The organism is Isachenkonia alkalipeptolytica (genome assembly GCF_009910325.1).
In the GTDB taxonomy this organism is placed as follows: Bacteria; Bacillota; Clostridia; order Peptostreptococcales; family T1SED10-28; genus Isachenkonia; species Isachenkonia alkalipeptolytica.
In genome coordinates this window covers 12,092-30,433 of record NZ_SUMG01000003.1, presented here as the reverse complement: position 1 = coordinate 30,433, position 18,342 = coordinate 12,092, and the positions used below count along the sequence as shown (strand labels likewise).

At 46.6% G+C, this 18,342-nt stretch carries 23 protein-coding genes; all 23 read right to left on the bottom strand.

The window, feature by feature from the left end; translation table 11 throughout:
* On the bottom strand, positions 1-792 hold the full coding sequence (gene fliR / locus ISALK_RS03625) for a flagellar biosynthetic protein FliR (protein WP_160719134.1): 792 nt from the start codon (positions 790-792) through the stop codon (positions 1-3).
* A gap of 17 nt (positions 793-809) precedes the next feature.
* Positions 810-1,079 carry a flagellar biosynthesis protein FliQ gene (fliQ, locus tag ISALK_RS03620; RefSeq protein WP_160719132.1) on the bottom strand — a complete coding sequence of 90 codons (270 nt, stop codon included), beginning with the start codon at positions 1,077-1,079 and terminating at the stop codon, positions 810-812.
* Positions 1,080-1,090: 11 nt separating this feature from the next.
* Positions 1,091-1,885 carry a flagellar type III secretion system pore protein FliP gene (gene fliP, locus ISALK_RS03615; RefSeq protein WP_236660253.1) on the bottom strand — a complete coding sequence of 265 codons (795 nt, stop codon included), beginning with the start codon at positions 1,883-1,885 and terminating at the stop codon, positions 1,091-1,093.
* Positions 1,875-2,270 carry a FliO/MopB family protein gene (locus tag ISALK_RS03610; RefSeq protein WP_160719130.1) on the bottom strand — a complete coding sequence of 132 codons (396 nt, stop codon included), beginning with the start codon at positions 2,268-2,270 and terminating at the stop codon, positions 1,875-1,877. Before ISALK_RS03610 ends, fliP begins: the two co-directional genes overlap by 11 nt.
* 7 nt (positions 2,271-2,277) lie before the next feature.
* Entirely contained in the window at positions 2,278-2,640 is a 363-nt protein-coding gene (locus tag ISALK_RS03605) for a response regulator (protein ID WP_160719128.1), read from the bottom strand.
* Between the two features lie 141 nt (positions 2,641-2,781).
* The gene (gene fliY, locus ISALK_RS03600) at positions 2,782-3,951 is read right to left on the bottom strand and encodes a flagellar motor switch phosphatase FliY (protein ID WP_160719126.1); all 1,170 of its coding nucleotides are present in this window, start codon (positions 3,949-3,951) and stop codon (positions 2,782-2,784) included.
* Entirely contained in the window at positions 3,944-4,942 is a 999-nt protein-coding gene (fliM, locus tag ISALK_RS03595) for a flagellar motor switch protein FliM (RefSeq protein WP_160719124.1), read from the bottom strand. Before fliM ends, fliY begins: the two co-directional genes overlap by 8 nt.
* A gap of 13 nt (positions 4,943-4,955) precedes the next feature.
* On the bottom strand, positions 4,956-5,369 hold the full coding sequence (locus ISALK_RS03590) for a flagellar basal body-associated FliL family protein (protein WP_160719122.1): 414 nt from the start codon (positions 5,367-5,369) through the stop codon (positions 4,956-4,958).
* A gap of 28 nt (positions 5,370-5,397) precedes the next feature.
* Positions 5,398-6,159 (bottom strand): OmpA/MotB family protein, encoded by a 762-nt coding sequence (locus tag ISALK_RS03585; protein ID WP_160719120.1) that lies wholly within the window; start codon positions 6,157-6,159, stop codon positions 5,398-5,400.
* Complete coding sequence (locus ISALK_RS03580; protein WP_160719118.1) at positions 6,159-6,962, bottom strand: flagellar motor protein; 804 nt, start codon at positions 6,960-6,962, stop codon at positions 6,159-6,161. Before ISALK_RS03580 ends, ISALK_RS03585 begins: the two co-directional genes overlap by 1 nt.
* Positions 6,963-6,990: 28 nt before the next feature.
* Positions 6,991-7,188, bottom strand: a complete 198-nt coding sequence (locus tag ISALK_RS03575) for a flagellar FlbD family protein (RefSeq protein ID WP_160719116.1) — start codon at positions 7,186-7,188, stop codon at positions 6,991-6,993.
* Positions 7,189-7,297: 109 nt separating this feature from the next.
* Complete coding sequence (locus tag ISALK_RS03570) at positions 7,298-8,620, bottom strand: flagellar hook protein FlgE (protein ID WP_160719114.1); 1,323 nt, start codon at positions 8,618-8,620, stop codon at positions 7,298-7,300.
* A 159-nt stretch (positions 8,621-8,779) separates the two neighbouring features.
* Complete coding sequence (locus ISALK_RS03565) at positions 8,780-9,166, bottom strand: TIGR02530 family flagellar biosynthesis protein (protein WP_160719112.1); 387 nt, start codon at positions 9,164-9,166, stop codon at positions 8,780-8,782.
* Positions 9,167-9,176: 10 nt separating this feature from the next.
* The gene (locus ISALK_RS15655) at positions 9,177-9,611 is read right to left on the bottom strand and encodes a flagellar hook assembly protein FlgD (RefSeq protein ID WP_160719110.1); all 435 of its coding nucleotides are present in this window, start codon (positions 9,609-9,611) and stop codon (positions 9,177-9,179) included.
* A 24-nt stretch (positions 9,612-9,635) separates the two neighbouring features.
* Positions 9,636-11,102: a flagellar hook-length control protein FliK gene (locus tag ISALK_RS03555; RefSeq protein WP_160719108.1), complete on the bottom strand. Its 1,467-nt coding sequence runs from the start codon at positions 11,100-11,102 to the stop codon at positions 9,636-9,638.
* Between the two features lie 48 nt (positions 11,103-11,150).
* A complete protein-coding gene (locus ISALK_RS03550; protein ID WP_160719106.1) occupies positions 11,151-12,401 on the bottom strand; it encodes a magnesium transporter in 1,251 nt (416 codons plus the stop codon).
* An 11-nt stretch (positions 12,402-12,412) separates the two neighbouring features.
* Entirely contained in the window at positions 12,413-12,856 is a 444-nt protein-coding gene (gene fliJ, locus ISALK_RS03545) for a flagellar export protein FliJ (protein ID WP_160719104.1), read from the bottom strand.
* Between the two features lie 28 nt (positions 12,857-12,884).
* Complete coding sequence (gene fliI, locus ISALK_RS03540; RefSeq protein ID WP_503466079.1) at positions 12,885-14,198, bottom strand: flagellar protein export ATPase FliI; 1,314 nt, start codon at positions 14,196-14,198, stop codon at positions 12,885-12,887.
* Positions 14,198-15,004 (bottom strand): FliH/SctL family protein, encoded by an 807-nt coding sequence (locus ISALK_RS03535; RefSeq protein ID WP_160719100.1) that lies wholly within the window; start codon positions 15,002-15,004, stop codon positions 14,198-14,200. The genes fliI and ISALK_RS03535 overlap by 1 nt, the downstream gene beginning before the upstream one ends.
* Entirely contained in the window at positions 14,988-16,004 is a 1,017-nt protein-coding gene (gene fliG / locus ISALK_RS03530) for a flagellar motor switch protein FliG (RefSeq protein ID WP_160719098.1), read from the bottom strand. The genes ISALK_RS03535 and fliG overlap by 17 nt, the downstream gene beginning before the upstream one ends.
* A gap of 10 nt (positions 16,005-16,014) precedes the next feature.
* On the bottom strand, positions 16,015-17,559 hold the full coding sequence (gene fliF, locus ISALK_RS03525; protein WP_160719096.1) for a flagellar basal-body MS-ring/collar protein FliF: 1,545 nt from the start codon (positions 17,557-17,559) through the stop codon (positions 16,015-16,017).
* A gap of 28 nt (positions 17,560-17,587) precedes the next feature.
* The gene (gene fliE, locus ISALK_RS03520; protein ID WP_160719094.1) at positions 17,588-17,893 is read right to left on the bottom strand and encodes a flagellar hook-basal body complex protein FliE; all 306 of its coding nucleotides are present in this window, start codon (positions 17,891-17,893) and stop codon (positions 17,588-17,590) included.
* 18 nt (positions 17,894-17,911) lie between these two features.
* Positions 17,912-18,340, bottom strand: coding sequence for a flagellar basal body rod protein FlgC (flgC, locus tag ISALK_RS03515; protein WP_201756832.1), 429 nt, complete (start codon positions 18,338-18,340; stop codon positions 17,912-17,914).
* Positions 18,341-18,342: the final 2 nt, after the last annotated feature.

Sequence of the window (18,342 nt, the reverse complement as noted above, 5' to 3'; positions counted from 1 at the left end):
TCAACCTCTGGACAGGATTTCAATAATTTCTCTTATTGAGTCAAACATTATATCAAATAAATTTTCGGAAAAAGGAACAAAGAACTGCAAAGAGATAATCACGGTTAACAGCCCGATCCCGATTTTCAACGGCAGCCCCACCACAAAAATATTCATTTGGGGCATGGTCCTGGCCAGCACTCCTAAGAGGACGTTGGCTAAAAAAATCGTTGCAATCACCGGAGCGGAAAACTGAAAGGCCAGCACAAAAAACCGGCTGTAAATCTGTACAAAGCGTTCAATAAATACGCCGTCAAAGGTGATCATCATTCCGATGGGAATCCGATCAAAACTGAACTCCATAGCTTTAATCAACATATGGTGACCGTTGAGGACTAAAAAAAGCAAAACTAAAAACATATTGTAGAAATTTCCCATCACCGGTATTTGCAGGTTGGTTTGGGGATCAAACACGTTGACCATTCCAAAGCCCATTTGGGTATCGATCATTCTCCCCGCCAGGTACATTACGCTGATGAAGGTAAAGGCGATGAAACCGATGGTCAGACCGATAAAAAACTCGTTGATCCCGTAAAGGGCCAGGGATAAAAAGCCTTCAATTTCCGTTACCTGATTGATAATATTCCCGGGCAGGAGCACAAAGGAAAGCAGTACCCCGAGCCAAACCCTTACCAGCACCGGAATCTCTCTTCTGGAAAACACCGGAGCCAACACCATCATACCGGTGATTCGAACAATGCTCAGAAAGAAAATTTCCACATTAAATATGAAATATTCTATAAGTACATCCATGACATCCCTACTTTAGTTTACTGGATAAAGGTGTTCATATTGGTAAATAGTCTTAAGGTAAAATCCGTTATCACTGATAAGAGCCAGGGTCCAAACACCACAACGGATCCCAGGACTGCAACGATCTTCGGAATCATGGCCAGGGTCTGCTCCTGGATCTGGGTGGTGGCTTGAAAAATACTGACCGCAAGTCCTACCAGCAGTCCAAAGCCCAGCATCGGCGCCGCCAGCAGTAAGGTGGTAATCATTGCCTGTTGGGCAATTTCTACTACAATTGCTTCATCCATTTTACTTCCTCCTAATTAAAACTGGTTACTACCTGACCGATCAATAAATTCCAACCATCCACCATAATAAAGAGTAACAGTTTAAAGGGCAGAGAAATCATTACCGGGGGAAGCATCATCATTCCCATAGACATCAGGGTACTGGCCACAACCATGTCAATTACCACAAAGGGTACAAACAGTATAAAACCCATGATAAAAGCGGTTTTCAGTTCACTGATAATAAAGGCGGGAATCAACACCGTTGTCGGCACTTGGGAGATATCTTCGATGCCCATATTCACCTCGCCGATATCCATAAACAGGGCCAGTTCACTCTCCCGGGTTTGCCGGTACATAAAGTCCCTTAAAGGGTCCAGAGCATTGTCCAGGGCCACCTCCTGGCCGATTTCCTCGTTCAAAAAAGGTTGAACCGCCTCTTCATTAATTTCGTTCACCACGGGAGTCATAATAAATAAGGTTAAAAACAAGGCTAACCCCACTAAAATCTGATTAGGAGGGGTTTGCTGAGTGGCGATTGCATTTCGTAAAAAGGAAAGGACAATAATGATCCGGGTAAAACTGGTCATGGTGATCAGTATTGCGGGAGCAATGGATAGAATCGTAATTAAAAAAAGAATTTGAATCGAGCTTGCCACCTCGTCCGGTGACTGGGCTTCCCCCACGCCGATTTCCACATTGGGAATGGGAAAGCTCGGCTGACCGTGGGACACTTCCAGGGAAAGAAAAAGGAAAAACAGCACACCCAGGGTTACCGGGAGAATTTTTTTGATGTTGTAGCACTTTTTTGTCATATTAATTTCCATCACCTTTTTCCCTTTCCTCTCCCTTCAGGGGATTTTGAATCTTAAAAAACCGCTCTAATGGAGTTTCCTTGCGATTTTCCTGCTCCTGATTCAACATCATTGCTTCATTTTCTTTCCAGGTATCCAGCGGGATGGTATCCAACAGTTCGATGGACTTATTGGTTTTCCCGATGATATATACCTTTTGCTGAACTTGAATTACCGTAATGTGAAAATTCATATTCAGTGAAATCTGTTGCAGTACCTTGGCGTTTTTACCGCCCATAAAACCCTTGGATTTTTTACCGATGACCCACGTGGTTCCATAGGCCAGGGCCACAACGAAAACCACCATAAAAATCACCTGAAAAAAATCTAAAAAACCCTGAAAATTCACGAAACCCACACTCCATTTATCCTAAGACTTTTGATACGGCTTCCACTACCCGATCGGCCTGAAAGGGCTTTACAATGAAGTCCTTGGCTCCCGCTTGGATCGCCTCGATAACCATGGCCTGTTGACCCATGGCGGAACACATAATAATTTTCGCATCGGGGTTTAACTTTTTCACTTCTTTTACCGCCTGAATGCCGTCCATTTCCGGCATGGTAATATCCATAATCACCAGCTCGGGATCCAATTCCTTGTAGTTATCCACGGCTTTTGCTCCGTTTTCCGCTTCCCCCACCACTTCAAATCCGTTTTTCGTCAGTACATCCTTAATCATCATTCGCATAAATGCCGCATCGTCTACCACTAATATACCTTTAGCCATAATATAATTCCTCCTAATCATTTGTTTTCTTATTTTTTACTTTTATGCTTCATTTAATGATTTCTTATTCCATTTCAGTTTTATCCGACTTCTTTATCATACAAGAATTTTTCTCCAAGGGAAAGCTCTTTTCTAAAAACTCTACAGCTTTCCGATGCGTTTTTCCGGTTTCACAATGTCCGTTACCCGAATTCCGTAGTTCTCATCGATAACAACCACTTCGCCCTTTGCAACGTATTGACCGTTTACCAGAATATCCAGGGGCTCTCCCACCAGTTTATCCAGTTCGATGATGGTTCCGGGACCGAAGTCCAGCACGTCATGAATCTTTTTGACCGTCCTTCCCAATTCCACGGTAACCTTTAGGGGTACGTCCCGAATCAGGGAGATGTTTTCCGGTTCATGGTTTGTGGAACCTTCATCAAAAGATTGGAACTGGGCCGGCTGTACATTGACCCTTTCCTGAGAAGCTTCCGGTTTCCGCTCTTTCGGCTGGCTGTAGGCCGCCGCCGCTTGGGCCTGGGACCGGGTGCTGCTTGGGTTTTGTTGAGGCTGCGGGCTTTCCGGCTCCGTTTTTTTCGGTTCCGGTTCCGGTTCCGCCGCCTTCGGCGCTTCTTCTTCCGTCTTTTCCTGTCCCCCGAGTAAAATCTCGATCATTTCCTTTGCAAAGCTCATGGGGATCAGTTGCATAATCTCACTGTCAATAAAATCCCCGATTTTCATGGAAAAGGAAATCTTCGCATAGATGTTCACATCCTCAGAGATGTATTCATCAAACCGGTCCGAGGATAAATCCAGCTCAAAGGCTTTGGGAGGATTGATATCGATTTTCCGGTTAAACATCTCCGACAGGGAAGTGGAGGCGGAACCGATCATTTGGTTCATCGCCTCTCCGATAGCGCTTAAATGCACGTCGGACAAGGGCTCCGTGTCCTCCTCCACATCCCCGGCATCACCGCCCATCATCAAGCTGGTAATGACCTTCACATCCCGCTGTTTCAGGATCAAAAGATTGGTTCCTTCAATTCCCTGTTTATACTTTACATCCACGGCAATAAAGGGAAGGGGGTATTCCTTTGTAATCTCTTCCACAGACATGGCCTCCACCCGAGGGGTGGTGATACTGACCTTATGGCCGAGGAGCGTGGATAGGGTCGTGGCCGCGGTTCCCATACTGATGTTACCGATTTCCCCTATGGCATCCTTTTCCTCGTCACTGAATTCAACTCGTTCTTCCTTGTTACTATCCTTGGAAGTATCCTCCCCCTTTAACAGGGCATCGATTTCCTCCTGGGATAACATATCATTCATCATCTTGATCCTCCCCTTTCTTGTCGATCCTGGTGATCTTTGCACTCATTTTATTTTTCGTCGTTCCCGGTATTCCATAGTATTTATGACTGTTCCCCACATAGATCTCCAACTCATCCTTCGTGGAGTTGTCCAGCCCGATGACGTCCCCCTCCTGCAGCTCTAAAAAATCACCCACGGTAATGTAGGTATGGCCCAGTTGAGCGAGAATTTCCACATCGCTTTTCTTTACCCGCTTTTCAATGGCTTTTTTATCACTCTTCGTAGTGGTTTTGCTGACGGTGGAAAACCAGAACTTGGTACTGAGTTTATCGATAATCGGCTCGATGACAATATGGGGGATACAGATATTGAACATTCCCTCCACTTCTCCGATTTTCAAACTCAGGGTAATCAGCGCCACGGTATCATTAGGGGATACGATTTGGGCAAACTGGGAGTTGGTCTCCATTTTGTCCAGTTTCGGATCCAGTTCAATCACATTCTCCCAGGGGGCGATGAATAATTCGATGATCTGTTTCATCAGCTTTTTAATCAGGCTGATTTCAATCTCTGTAAAATTCGGCTCCTCATCGTATTTTTTCCCTTTTCCTCCAAGAATCCGATCAATCAGGGTATAGGCCAGGGAAGGAGATATATCCGTAACAATTTGTCCCGATAAGGGATTAAAATCCACAATACTGAGAACCGCCGGGTTCACAATGGAGTTGTTAAACTCATAGTAGGAGAGTTCTTCCACATTCAGTACATCGGCCTTAACAAAACTTCTCAGGTAACCGGATAAAAAGGTACTGAGTACCCGAGCAAAATTATCATGAATAATTTGCAAGGTGCGTAGCTGATCCTTCGCCAGTTTCTTCGGGCTTTTAAAGTCATAGGTTTTAATTTTCTTTTCTTCTTCACTGTCTTGAATCTCATCAACGTCCACTTCTCCATCATCCAAAGCCTTCAGGAGGGAGTCAATTTCATTTTGTGAAAGGATATCAGACAACTACACCACCTCCTTATTGAATAATATAACTGCTGAAGTATAAGTCGCTTACCGCTTCCGTATCTAAAATCGAAGAAATGGCCTGGACAATCTCCCCTTTAAGCTCTTTTTGCCCTTCCGGCTCCAGCAGTTCCTCGGGCCCTTTTCCGATCAGGATTCCCAGGATCTCATCCCGAATGATAATTTCTTTTTCCTCGATGGCTTCAATCAAATCTTCATCCTCTACCTCCACAATAATATCCCCCTGAAAATAATTCCGGGTATCCCCCAGGTTCGCGGTAAACTCTCCCAGAGTATGTTGGTAGGTTTCAATTTCCCCATTATCATCGCTGCTTCTAAGGAAGGTAAAGTAGATAATCCCCCCAAAGAAGATTACGGATAGCAATATACCCGTAGTTACTAAAATAATCATTTTTTTCATGTTCATGGTTTAATCCTCCTAGCCCGTCTGATCTCTATTCTATTTCAATTTCCGTTCGGAGGATGACAATATCCACCCGCCGGTTTTGACTTCTGCCCTCAGCGGTGCTATTGTCCGCGATAGGATGATACTCTCCGTAACCGGCCATGGAAAGCCTGGAAGGGTCCACATTCTCTTCCTCGATCATATGCCTTCCTGCAGTTACCGCCCGGGCCACCGACAGTTCCCAGTTGGTTTCAAAGTCAGAATCCGGTAGCAAGGCAAGGTTGTCCGTATGTCCCTCCACCCGGATGAATTTATCCTCCAAATCCTGCTCCTGAAGAATGTCGGTAATAAAGCCCAGGACCTCCTCCGCTTCGTCCTTTAAATCCGCTTCTGCGGAGTCAAAGAGTACATCATCCTGAAAACGAAGCATCAGGCCCTGGCTTTCCATACTGACTAAAACCGATGCATCCAGGCCCTCATCCTCTATAAAGCTTTGCACTCTTTCCTGTAAATCCCCAAACTCCCGGTCTACACCGTCACCTTCGGAAATACTGTGTTGATAAATCTCTTCGTAATAATCATTCATGTTTTCCGCATTCAAATCCCCTTCCTCCACGATCTGTCCCCCATCCAACACTCCTAAAGAGCCCTGAAAGGATCGGATTACCGCTTCAAACTTTTGAACGTCAATCTCCGACATGGCAAAGAGGATGACGAAGAAGGCCAAGAGTAGGGTCACAATATCAGCATAGGTGGTCATCCATGCGGGGGAGCCTTTTTTTTCATTTTCCTGCTGCCTTCTTCTTGCCATTACGCCTCAACACCTTCCGCTGCTTCTACATTATCTTCCTCTGCCAAGGCTTCCCGCTCCTTCGGCGGTAAGAATGCCTTTAACTTTTCTTCAATGATTCGCGGGTTCTCTCCCGCTTGGATGGAAAGGAGTCCTTCCACCACAATTTCCTTTCGAAGAATTTCTTCCCGGCTTTTAAGCTTGAGCTTATTGGCCATAGGGATGAAGATCAGGTTGGCAATCAAGGCCCCGTAAAAGGTGGTCAGAAGGGCTACCGCCATTCCCGGACCCACCGCCGACGGATCATCCAGCCGATCCAGCATACTGATCAGTCCGATTAAGGTACCGATCATACCGAAGGCCGGGGCTAAGGTTCCCAGCATTTCAAAGATGCTCTGGCCGTTTTTATGGCGTTCTTCGATGAAGGACAGTTCCGTCTCCAGAAGGTTTCTTACCAGTTCCGGGTCGGTGCCGTCCACAATGAGCATTACCCCTTTTTGCAGGAAGCTGTCGTCGATTTCATCGGCGGCCTCTTCTAAGGCCAGCAGTCCTTCCTTTCTTGCGGTGTTGGCCAGTTCAATGATCCGTTGGATGATCTCCCCCGGTGCGGCCAGCTGTTTGTCGGAGAAGGCCTTCGAAGCCACCTTCATGGCGGCCAAAACCCTGGCCATGGGGTAGGCTACAAAAAGACCCGCTATGGTTCCCCCCACCACAATCATGGCCCCGGGCACATTGATAAACAGCCCGATGGCACCGTCCAATACAATTCCGAAAATAATAAAGGCAAACCCTACAATAATCCCGATAATCGTTGCTAAATCCATATCTACACCTCATTTCCCTTAAGAGTACTTATTCCTTTATGTATCTTGTAAAAATGCTTCTTTTATAGTCAATGGTCCGCTGAACGACTTCCTCCACGCTCTCCAGGACCAGAAATTTCTTCCCTGTGGTCAGTCTGATAATGGTATCCGGGGTACGCTCCACGGTTTCGATTAAATCCGCATTTAACACAATTTCGGTGCGATCCATTTTGGTTACTTCAATCATCATTATCACCTATTTGGTTTTTCCCGGGCAACATTGCCCGGGAAAAGTATTTTTTTTCTTATTCTTAGTGCTTCCTTATACTTACTGAATATATACTGAATAGTGGGCATTACCGTTTCATATTCACTACTTCCTGGAGCATTTCATCACTGGTGGTAATAATCCGGGAGTTCGCCTGGAATCCCCGTTGAGTGGTAATCATATCCGTAAACTCTTTAGAAAGGTCCACGTTGGACATCTCTAAAGCGCCGGAGTTGATCACCCCTAACCCTTGGGTTCCCGGATTGCCTACATTGATGTTTCCGGAGTTGGCGGTCTCCCGGTAATTGTTTCCTCCGGTCTTTTCCAAACCGCCGGGGTTGGTAAAGCTGGCAATGGCCATTTGTCCGAGGATTCGTCGCTGACCGTTATCGAAGTTTCCGATCACCTCTCCCGTTTGGGATACGGAGAAATCCTCCAGGGCTCCCTGGGAATATCCGTCCCGTTCCTCCAGCTTTACGTTGGACGGGTTGTCGAACATTTTCAGGTTGCTAAGGTCTAGATTGAATCCCAAGTCCTCTGCTCCTCCTGGAAGGTCTTCTAATTCTATTTGAATAGCTCCTCCGTCAGTTAGGCTACCATTACCATCAAATGTTAATTCGTTATCATCAATGTCCTCTATATGATTTAGATTTCCATCGTCATCTAGATAAAAGGCTTCTACCTGATAGGTATCTTCTCCGGTTTTAATAAAAGCCAACTCGATGTTGTGCATGCCCCCAAGACTGTCAAAGACCTGGATATTTTGGCGATCAGCTATAGTAGCTCGTTGTTCATCGGTAAGTTCTTCCGAGATATTCTCAATAACATCCTGTACCTCCGGTTGATCACCTTCTGCTGAGGCGATTGCAACCCGGCTGTTCAATGTCCCCGTAAGCTCCACGTTTTCGGTGGCCTGGGGCGGGAAGGTCTCTCCCTGGGAAATTTGAATGCCTTCAATATTGTTCCCTAGGTTTCCTGCTTCGTCGGCCAGGTAACCCAGGACCCGTTCTCCGTTGGGGGTAACCAGATTTCCCGTGCCGTCCAGGGAAAAGTTCCCCGCCCGGGTGTAGCTTCTATCCGCAAAGTTGGGGTCGTCGGATACCATAAAGAATCCTTCGCCGTTGATCATCATATCCGTTGCGTAGTCCGTCCGTTCCACGGCCCCTTGAATATGAAAGGTATCCATGGAGGATACGTCGATGCCTAGGCCCACTTGCCTCGGATTGGTGCCTCCCAGTCCGTCCTGGGGCGCACCGGCGCCCTGAATGGTTTGAGTGAAGACTTCCTGGAAGGTGGTTCGGCTTCCCTTGTAACCTACGGTGTTGACATTGGCAATATTATTTCCGACGGTATCCATTTTTAATTGGTGGGCGCTTAGGCCGGATACTCCGGAAAACATTGATCTCATCATAATCATTGACCTCCTATTATTTTGGTTGCCATTTCCTCTGTCAGTCAGAAATGGAAAGCTTCCTGTTAAGGTCCAGCTTTTACTTTTGGTTTTTTCTCGCCTGTCTTTTAGTCTCTTCTTTTATTGTTTCAAGCATTCATAAATCCCTTCATTTCACTTTTACACAATAACCGCTCCGTCGATATTGGTAAACACCGCTTCTTTCAGTTCATCCTTAGCGCTTGCGGTAATAATGGTTCGGTTATCCACACTGGCAATAAAGGCCCGGTTATCCATTAAAATCAGGGTTTCCTTAATCCCTTTTTGAGAGGCTCGGTCGATGCCGCTTTCAATTCGCTTTAAATCCTTCGGTGACACATTTACGTCCCGCTGATGGATTCGTTTGTTGGCGTGTTTGGAGAACTTCACTTCCTGGTCCAGGGTTTTTTCCAAGACCCCTTGAAAGCTTTGTCCCTGTAGGTTTCCCTTACTCCCGGGATTATTCAACTTTTGATTTTTTCTAGGTTGAACCGGTTGAACCTTATTATTGATATTAAAATGATTCATCGGCTTCCTCCTATTCCTGCTCCTCTACCGGCTCCGAGGTTTCATCATCGCTGCTGTTATTTTTCAGCCCTTCAATCAGCTCTGTTAAGCTGGTATTGATCCGGCCTAATTGATTTACCACGTCACTTTGGGATCCCACCATGTTGTTGTTCATTGCGGTTAAATGCTCCGCTAGGGACTCCTGGCTCTCTTTGATGCCTTTGATTTCCGACTTAAAGGTGTCGTTTAGATTTTGCATCTGCTCTAAGGAACTGAACTGTGCCATTTGAGCAATGAATTCCCGGTCTTCCGTGGGATTTAAGGGGTCCTGATTGCTGAGTTGAGTGGTTAACAGCTGTAAAAATGCGTCTTTATCCAGGTCTCCCATGGTACTTTTCTGCTGATTTTCTCCATTTACTCCGAATTCCCGGACTTTTGAGGGTTGCTGTAATTCATTGATATTCATTATTTTGCCTCCTTTCCCTGGTTTTTAAACCAATCGGTTATACTGGTACTTCTCCACATAGGGATTGGTGTTTAGAGCCGCTTCTTCTAAGGCTTCCATCTCCCCGAAGGAAATTTGACTGCTTTTGTTTCGTCCCGCCATCATCATGGGGCCGTGCTTTTGATACAGGGCTCGGTCCTTCTCCTGACCTACAAACACTTCCAGGCTCTCCACGGTCAGTCCTTTATCAATCAAAGCTTCTTTTAGGTCCTGTAATTGGTTTTCAATCATCTCTTTTACCTTAGGGGTATCTGCATACACCCTTGCGGATAAAATGTTTTCGTCGGTGAATAATTGAATGACCAGTTTCCCTAGATTGTTGGGCACCAACTGCATTTTAATCTCGCTGGCTTCACCGTTTTTCATGATGGAAATCTTCTCCGTCATTTCTTCAATCATTTGAGAGAGATTTTGTTCAAGCCCGGTGCTGTTCTTTGGTATTATCGAGGACAGTTTATCAAAGCTCTCCACTTTGTCCTGACTGAAAAGAAAATTCCTCTCCAGGGGCTGCTCTTCCTTGGTATCTAAGGTGACCGAAGCCTTCAGGTTTTTTTCTTCCTTACCGGAAGTTTTTTCTTCCCCGGCGGATTTCTTCATTAAGGAAGACTCTTTTTCCTTGTTACTGTTTGAGACGGCCTTTTCCCGGCCCTCTTTTTCCTCTTGGCTTTTGACCTTCTCCCCGGAGGTTTGTTCCGCTTTTTCCTCTTTGTCTGAGTCCTGGTTGTTTAGCAAAGAGATTTCAGGATTTTTTGAAGACTTTTGATCTCCCGCGGCTTCAATCCTCCCTGCTTTCTTCATTGCCTGATCCACTAAGGCTTTCATTTCCTCTTGCACTTTCAGAAGTTTTTCCAGCTCCTTAGGATCCTGAACCTTCACAGCAATTTTTTCCGATATTTCCTCTAACCCCTGCAGCAGTTTCGAAAGATTTTCCAGGGTCTTTGCCTCTTCCCCGGATAAGGACTCCATGGAAATATCAAGATCCATCAAGGCTTCGATTTTTTCCGTCAAGGCTTCTCCCAACAACTCTTGCTGCATAAGGCCTTCAAGGATCAACTGGACTTCTTCCGAGAGTTCTGCCAAGCTTTTAAGCAGTTCGTGCAGTTCCAGCAGTTCTTCCAGCTCTCCCAAAGCTTCCAGCTCTTCCGAATTTTCCATATCTTTGATGCCTTCTGAAGTCAAGAGGGTTTTCAGTTCTTTCAGCTTCTCCGCCGCCCGCTGTTTTTCTGACTTTTCCTCGGACTTCTTTTGATCCCGGGCATCAGAATTATGGGACTGAACGTTTCTGTCGCGGTCCTTCCTTCCATTTTCTTCATTTCTCAGGGTGCTTGGTTCTTTTTGAGAAATTTTACTCCCGAACACCTCCCGGAAACTGTTTTCCGTTGACGGCTTAAAATTTGGATTTTTCACCGGGTTTTGGGTCTTGGGTTGAAACATGGTATTAACGGTTCGCATATTTTTTTCACCTCCCTTCAATGGCGTTTATCATAAAGGGGACTCCCTTTACTCTCCGTCTAAAAACATTCTTGTCAGCCGTTGACTCTGATCCTCTTCCAGACCGTTGATGACTACGGCTTTTCGTTGAGGATCCATGCTCTCCATCAGTTTCATCAACACATCCTCATGGGTGAATTCCACGGTGATGCCTTCGATTTCTTCTCTTTTGATCACTTCATTTTGCCGTTGAAGCATGAGATCCACCTGGTTTACTAAGGAGGGGTTTTCCAGATTCCCATAGCTTTCTATGATGTCCTCCACCCGCTGTTCCCATCGGGTATGCACTTCTTTAACCGCCTCGATTTCCGCGGTTTTAAAGTCCTGGTTTCTAAGGGCATCCTGGGGGGATTCGCTTTGTAATCGCTGTAGGGTTTGGTAATTTTGTATTTCCCGGTATAGTTGATGGCTGAAATTATGATCATCGATCTTGGCTAGAATGCCTCCCGCTTTATCGGTGTTTAAGTAGTAAAAAATTCCTCCCAGCTCTGCCATGTCGTATAGCCCATCGGGGCCTAAACGACTCCAGAGATTTCGGCTGTTGGAGTTGTTATAAGCATCTGCCAGGGATTTTAGCCGTTCCTCTTCCCGTTCCTGTTCACGGTTGTACCTTCGAATAATCTCCCGTCGTTCTTCGGAAATCTCCTGTTGAACCCCGGGACTGAGATCCAAATAGTTCAAAACCGCTGCGGCATCCCCGGTATCCAGGTTGTTGACCATGTAACCCTGTTCCTCGGAACTTAATTCATTGTTTCCCAGTTTTTCATCCACTTCCAGGAGCAGTTCATATTTTGATAATGAAGAATAACCGGATACCAGCTCATTCAACCGTCGTTCCTTTTCTTCCTGGGCTTCCATCAGCAACTCCATCAGCATATCTTCGCTTTGATCCCTTCGGTTGATGATTTCTTCCACCTCCGTGATCTTTCCCAGGTCCCGTCGACCCAGTTTGTCCCGAAGCTCTTGGTAAAGTTCCCGGTCCTCTCCCCGAAGCATAATCAGTTTATCCGCTAATTGTTCCTTGTCAAACTCTATGTAATAGTCCGCCAACTCTTCTTTGATTTTTTCCCGTTCCCGCTCTTCCCCTTCCCGGTCGAAAAATCCGCCGATGCTTCCGGGAAGATTGGAAAGCATTCGATTTGTGGTATCATATACTTGATCATTCAGGCTATAAGCGATCATTCCGGTGAAAATCGGTAGGGCCAAAAACACTCCCAGAACAATGGCTATATCTCGTATTTTTTCTTTTTTTTCCGACAAAGGTCTCACCTCTACTTCCGGGATGATTTATGGGTAACGATTTGATCAATCAGCTCATTTTCTTTTCGTTGTTCCGTAAGACGATGACTTTCATAATCCTTTTCCTTGAGTTTTTCAAAGATTTTCGTATCTTTTTTCGCATTCAGTAGTTTTTTCCGTGCCTCTGCCACTTCTTTTTTTCTTTCCTCCACCTGCCGGGTTTCCCGCTGGATCATTTTGTCAAAATACTCAAAGTTATGACCGGACTGCTGAAAAAATCGCACTTTCTGAACGCTCCTCGCCTGCTTATTCCAGTCGTCCTTCGCCTGTTTTTTTCTTTCAATCCATTCCCTTAGGGCTTTTTCCGCCGCCTCCAGACGCTGAACCGCTTTTCCCAGTTCACTCTTCCGTTCATTTTCCAGCTTTTCTTTAATATCCAGTATGTTTTCAAATCGATAGGAAAAAGATTTTTCCATCGATATCCCCCCTTATGATTGTGCTTGTTTATTGTAATAAGGTCTTTAAGTGGTTAATGACCTCCTGAAAATTCAGACGGTCATGGACATCCTGGGTTAAAAAGTCGTTGACCTTGGTGATTTTCGACATGGCATAATCGATCTTCGGGTTGGTGCCCTTGGCATAGGCGCCGATATTAATCAGATCCTCATTTTCGTCGTAGTTCGCCAACACCTCTTTAATTTCATTGGCGGCCTTGATATGATCCTTATCCACCACATTGGGCATGACACGGCTGATGCTGGATAGCACGTCCACAGCGGGATAATGTCCTTTATTCGCCAGTTTTCTCGAGAGGACCACATGGCCGTCCAGTATTCCCCTAACCGCATCGGCGATGGGCTCGTTCATATCGTCCCCGTCCACAAGTACGGTGTAGAGTCCGGTGATGGAGCCTTTATCCGAAGTCCCCGAGCGCTCTAAAAGCTTGGGCAGGGTGGCAAATACCGACGGAGTATACCCTTTGGTGACGGGAGGTTCTCCAATGGCCAGTCCCACTTCTCGTTGAGCCATGGAAAAACGGGTGATGGAATCCATCAGAAGCATCACATTTTTTCCCCGGTTACGAAAATACTCGGCGATGGAGGTGGCAAGCAGAGCGCCTTTCATCCGGATCAATGCCGGCTGATCGGAGGTTGCTACCACCACCACGGATCGTTCTAAGCCCTCCTTTTGAAGGTCATTCTCGATAAACTCCTTTACCTCCCGGCCCCGCTCCCCGATGAGTCCGATCACATTCACATCCGCCTGGGTGTTCCGGGCAATCATACCCAACAGGGTACTCTTACCCACCCCGCTTCCGGCGAAAATTCCGATCCGCTGACCATTTCCCACGGTAAGAAGGGAGTCAATGGAGCGGACCCCCAGGGCCAAAGGCTCGGTGATTTTCTTTCGGGTTAAGGGATTCGGCGGCGCCGCCGTAACGGAGTAGGTCTTTTCCGTGGATATGGGCCCCTTCCCGTCGATGGGCTGGCCTAAGCCGTCCAAGACCCGGCCCAGTAAATCATTGCTCACCCCTACATTCAGCGGGGCCCCCAGGGCTTCCACCTTGCTCCCCGGGCCGATGCCCTCCATCTCTCCCAGGGGCATCAACAAAACCTTTTGGCCTTTAAAGCCTACGGCTTCCGCTTTTACCGCCTTGGTTCCCCGAAGGGGATAGATGTTGCAGACCTCGCCGATTTTCACCGCCGGTCCGTTGGACTCGATGGTCAGTCCGATAATCTGGGATACCGTCCCTAACTGCCGGGCCAGTTCCACTTCCTCTAAGCGTTTATAGTATTTATCCAGGGAAATCTTCATAATCAGGCACCCTCGCTTTGCAGTAAATCCGTAAAAGCCTTATGGATTTGTTCGATTTGGGTTTTCAGTCCCGCATTGATGATTCCCGATTGGGTTTCGATGATGATTTCATTTTTCTCAAAGGAGTGGTCCACCTTGATCTTAATATCATCGATCCCCTCGGTCATCATATAGATTTTGTTCTTGTTCACATCCAGAAGATCGTAATCCCCCTGGGCTACCCGAATGATTAAGGTTTCCGTGTAGGTGGATTTTTTCAAACCGTTTTCGATCAATTTCAAGAGCAGCTCGTGATCTTTTTCCAGTTCCTTCTCGATGACCTTTTCAATGGCTTTGATGCTGAGATCAATCAGGGATTCCTCCAGCTCCCGGGCCAGGTCCTCCCGTTCCTGATAGGCCTGCTGCTTTAAGTCCTTGGCCTCTTGAATGTAGGTTTTTTCCTCTTCATAGCCCTTGACTTCCCCGGCTTGAAAGCCTTCCTGATAGCCTTTTTCAAAACCCCGGTTTTCCGCCTCTTTAAGGATTTCCTCCTTTTTACTTTCCCCTTCCTCCCGGATCTTTTTCGCTTCTTCCTCCGCCTGTTCAACCATGCTTCGGCTCTTTTCCTCGGCAGCCTTTAGCTTTTCTTCAATGTCCTTCTCGATGTCCCGGGGGGAGGATTTTTCCTCTTGGGGACTTTTTTCTTCTTCCTTTTGACTATTATCGGGTTTTTCTCGGGCATTCTTAAAGTCTTTTTCAATAAAGGTCAGTTTCTTTTTCTCCCCGAGATCAACGTATGTGGATTTATAGACTTTATACAATGATTTCATCTCCTCCACCACGGGCGATAATAATCTCCCCGGCTTCCTCCAGTTTTCGGATAATATTCACAATTTTTTGCTGGGCCTCTTCCACATCCCGTAGACGTACAGGACCCATAAACTCCATATCCTCTTTGATCATTTCCGCCATACGTTTCGACATGTTGCCGTAGATCACTTCTGCTACTTCGTCGGTGGCGCCTTTTAAGGCTATGGCCAACTCATTGTTATCAATTTCCCGGATAAATCGTTGAATCGATGTACTGTCCAGGTTGATAATGTCTTCAAATACAAACATACGCTTTCTGATTTCCTCGGCCAGTTCCGCATCTTCGATTTCCAGGGTATCCATAATGTTCTTTTCCGTACCCCGATCCACGGAGTTTAGAATATCCACAATGGATTCGATGCCTCCGGCGGTGGTGTAGTCCTGACTTACCAAAGAGGAAAGTTTTCCCTCTAAGACCCCTTCCACTTCCCGGATAATCTCCGGAGAGGTTCGGTCCATGGTGGCAATTCGCTGGGCCACCTCCGATTGCTTTCCCTGGGGCAGAGCGGAAAGGATTTGTCCCGACTGCTCCGAGGATAAATAGGATAAAATCAGAGCGATGGTCTGGGGATGCTCATTTTGAATGAAATTAAGGAGCTGACTGGGTTCCGCCTTCCGGGCAAAATCGAAGGGTTTTACCTGGAGGGAGGCGGTGAGCTTTCCGATAATATCCATGGCCTTTTGGGAGCCTAGGGCTTTTTCCAATACATCTTTGGCATAATTGATGCCTCCCTCGGAAATATATTCCTGGGCCACGCAAATTTGATAAAACTCATCTAAAATCTCCTCTTTCTTTGCAGGATCCACCTTGTTCATATTGGCAATATTTAGGGTAAGTTCTTCAATTTCCTCATCGGTGAGATGCTTAAATATTTCTGCGGAGTATTCCGGTCCCAGACTGATTAACAGCACTGCGGCCTTCTCTTTTCCACTGATGCTTCCTTTGCCTCTGCTTGCCATAATTTCACCTCTACTCTTCGCTGATCCAATTCCGCAGGAGTTGTGCCACGGCATCGGGTTTTTTGTCTACCAGTTTTTCAACTTGCTGTTTGACTTCCGAGCCCTGCATGTCCAGGTCGATATCGTTCATGGAGCTTTCCTTTTGGGAAACCTGGTCCTGCTGGGCAAGGTTCTCTTCAATCTCCTGCTCCTCTTTTCGTCGTTTACGGCTCAGGAGAAGACCGATAATCACTCCTAGAATCAATAAGCCGATAAATCCTATAAGAATCGTTGGATTTTGCCACCAGGGCCGCTCATCCGGCGGGGTGGTCTCGATTCCTTCCACTCCCACAAAATCTCGAACCGCAACTTCCACAACCTCGGTTTGCAGACCGGCGGCGGCGGAAATCAAGTCTTCCAGTTCCAAGCGCTCTTCCTCGGAGAGCTCTCCGTCGGCTAAGGCCCCGGAGTTCACATAAACCGCCACACTGATGTCTTCTACCTGTCCTTGGGCTCCCACAATCCGTTCGTTGATTTCATTGATCTCATAATTAATCGTTTGACTGGCTTCCTCATACCGGGAGGCCCCCTCTTCCCCTTCAACGTATTGAGGGGCTTCAATATTTTCATCGGTGCCGGGAACGCCGCCTACCATCTCGTCATAAGAGTTCTTTTCAAACTCCTGAAGACTGCGGGGGATCCCTTCGGTTTCTCCTTCGATGGGGGGTTCAAAACGCACTTCTTCCCGTACCCGGCTGTCAAAATTCAGTTGGACGCTGGTAATAATCGATAAATTCTCCGGCCCGTACACCGTTCCTAAAAATTCCCGAATACTGTTTTCCAGGTCCTGCTGTACCATCCGTTGGAGCTCCTGTTGATCTCCCATGGAGTAATGTTCTTCTCCCTGATTCGATGTATTCAGAACCCTTCCGTCGGGTCCGTGAATCGATACGCTTTTTGGGTCTAATCCTTCCACGGCGTTGGATACCAGCACCGCAATTCCGTCTACACTTTGCTGCTCTAAACTACGATCTAAGCTATGTAAAGATACCGTTGCCTTTGCCGTTTCCTCTCTTTCAGCAAACACGTATCCCGTACGTTCCGGTAAGCTTATGTTCACATCCGCACCTCGAACTCCGTCCAGACGGGAAATGGTTTGTGCTAAATGGTTTTGCAGACTGATCTGGTACTGTTTTTTCCGGTCTTCACTGGTCATCATAAAGGAGCTTCCAAAGAGCTCGTCGTAGGCGCTGGTGGTTTTCGGCAGCCCCTCAGTGGCGATGATCACCTCCGCATCGTGAAGATCCTCCTCATCCACTAAAATTTCGCTGCTGGTCCGGCCGTACTTTGCGTCGATATTACTGGCTCTCAAAGTCTCCATGATTTCCCCGGATTGTCGCGCCTCTAAATTGCTGTACAGCGGTACGTAATCCGTTCTGAAAAAAAAGAGTATTAAAACGGTTAACATCACCAGTGTGATTCCCGTTCCCACTCCTATTTGGATTTTTTGTTTCTTATCAAGTTTTTGAAAATATTCATTGCTTTGATTTCTGATTTTTTGCAAGGACTCGAACATTGTCACACCTCTTTTCCGTCAAAATACCCTATATTTGCATTCGCATAACTTCATTGTAGGCATCCAGTACCTTATTTCGTATTTCCGTAATAAACTGCAAGGAAGTTTCTGCTTTTTGAGCGGCGATTACCGCTTCATGGGTGTTGTCCAGTTCTCCCGCGGCAAGTTGCATTGACAGATCTTCCGCCTCCAGGTCCAGCTGATTGGCCTGATCCACGGCATGATTCATATAGTCCATAAAGGAAGGCCCCTTCGAGGGGGCAATATCATTATGTAAGCGTCCCTGTCCTTCATCCAGTCCGGGGTTGATTTGTTGTAATCCCTGTACTTCCATGGTTTTACCCTCCCTTTTTTATCTTCCGATTTCCAGTGCCCGCTGGGCCATGTTTTTCGCTGCATCAATGGACGTGACATTGGCTTCATAGGCCCTTGTTGCCGAGATCATGTTCGCCATTTCCGTAACGATGTCCACATTGGGTTTTAATACATATCCCTCTTCATTGGCATCGGGGTGTCCCGGTTCATACTCATTCTTAAAGGGAGATTGGTCCTCTTTGATCCCGGTAACCTCCACTCCGGAGAACTTTTCCATCTGATCATTCAAATGGTTTTGAAAGCTCCGGCCTTCGCCTTGGGTTTCGAAGTTTACCACCTGTCTTCGATAAGGGGTTCCGTTTACGGTCCTTGTGGTGTTGGCATTGGCGATGTTTTTCGAAATAACATCCATTCGAAGGCGTTCCGCCGTAAGCCCTGACGCACTGACATCAATTGCATTAAACATTC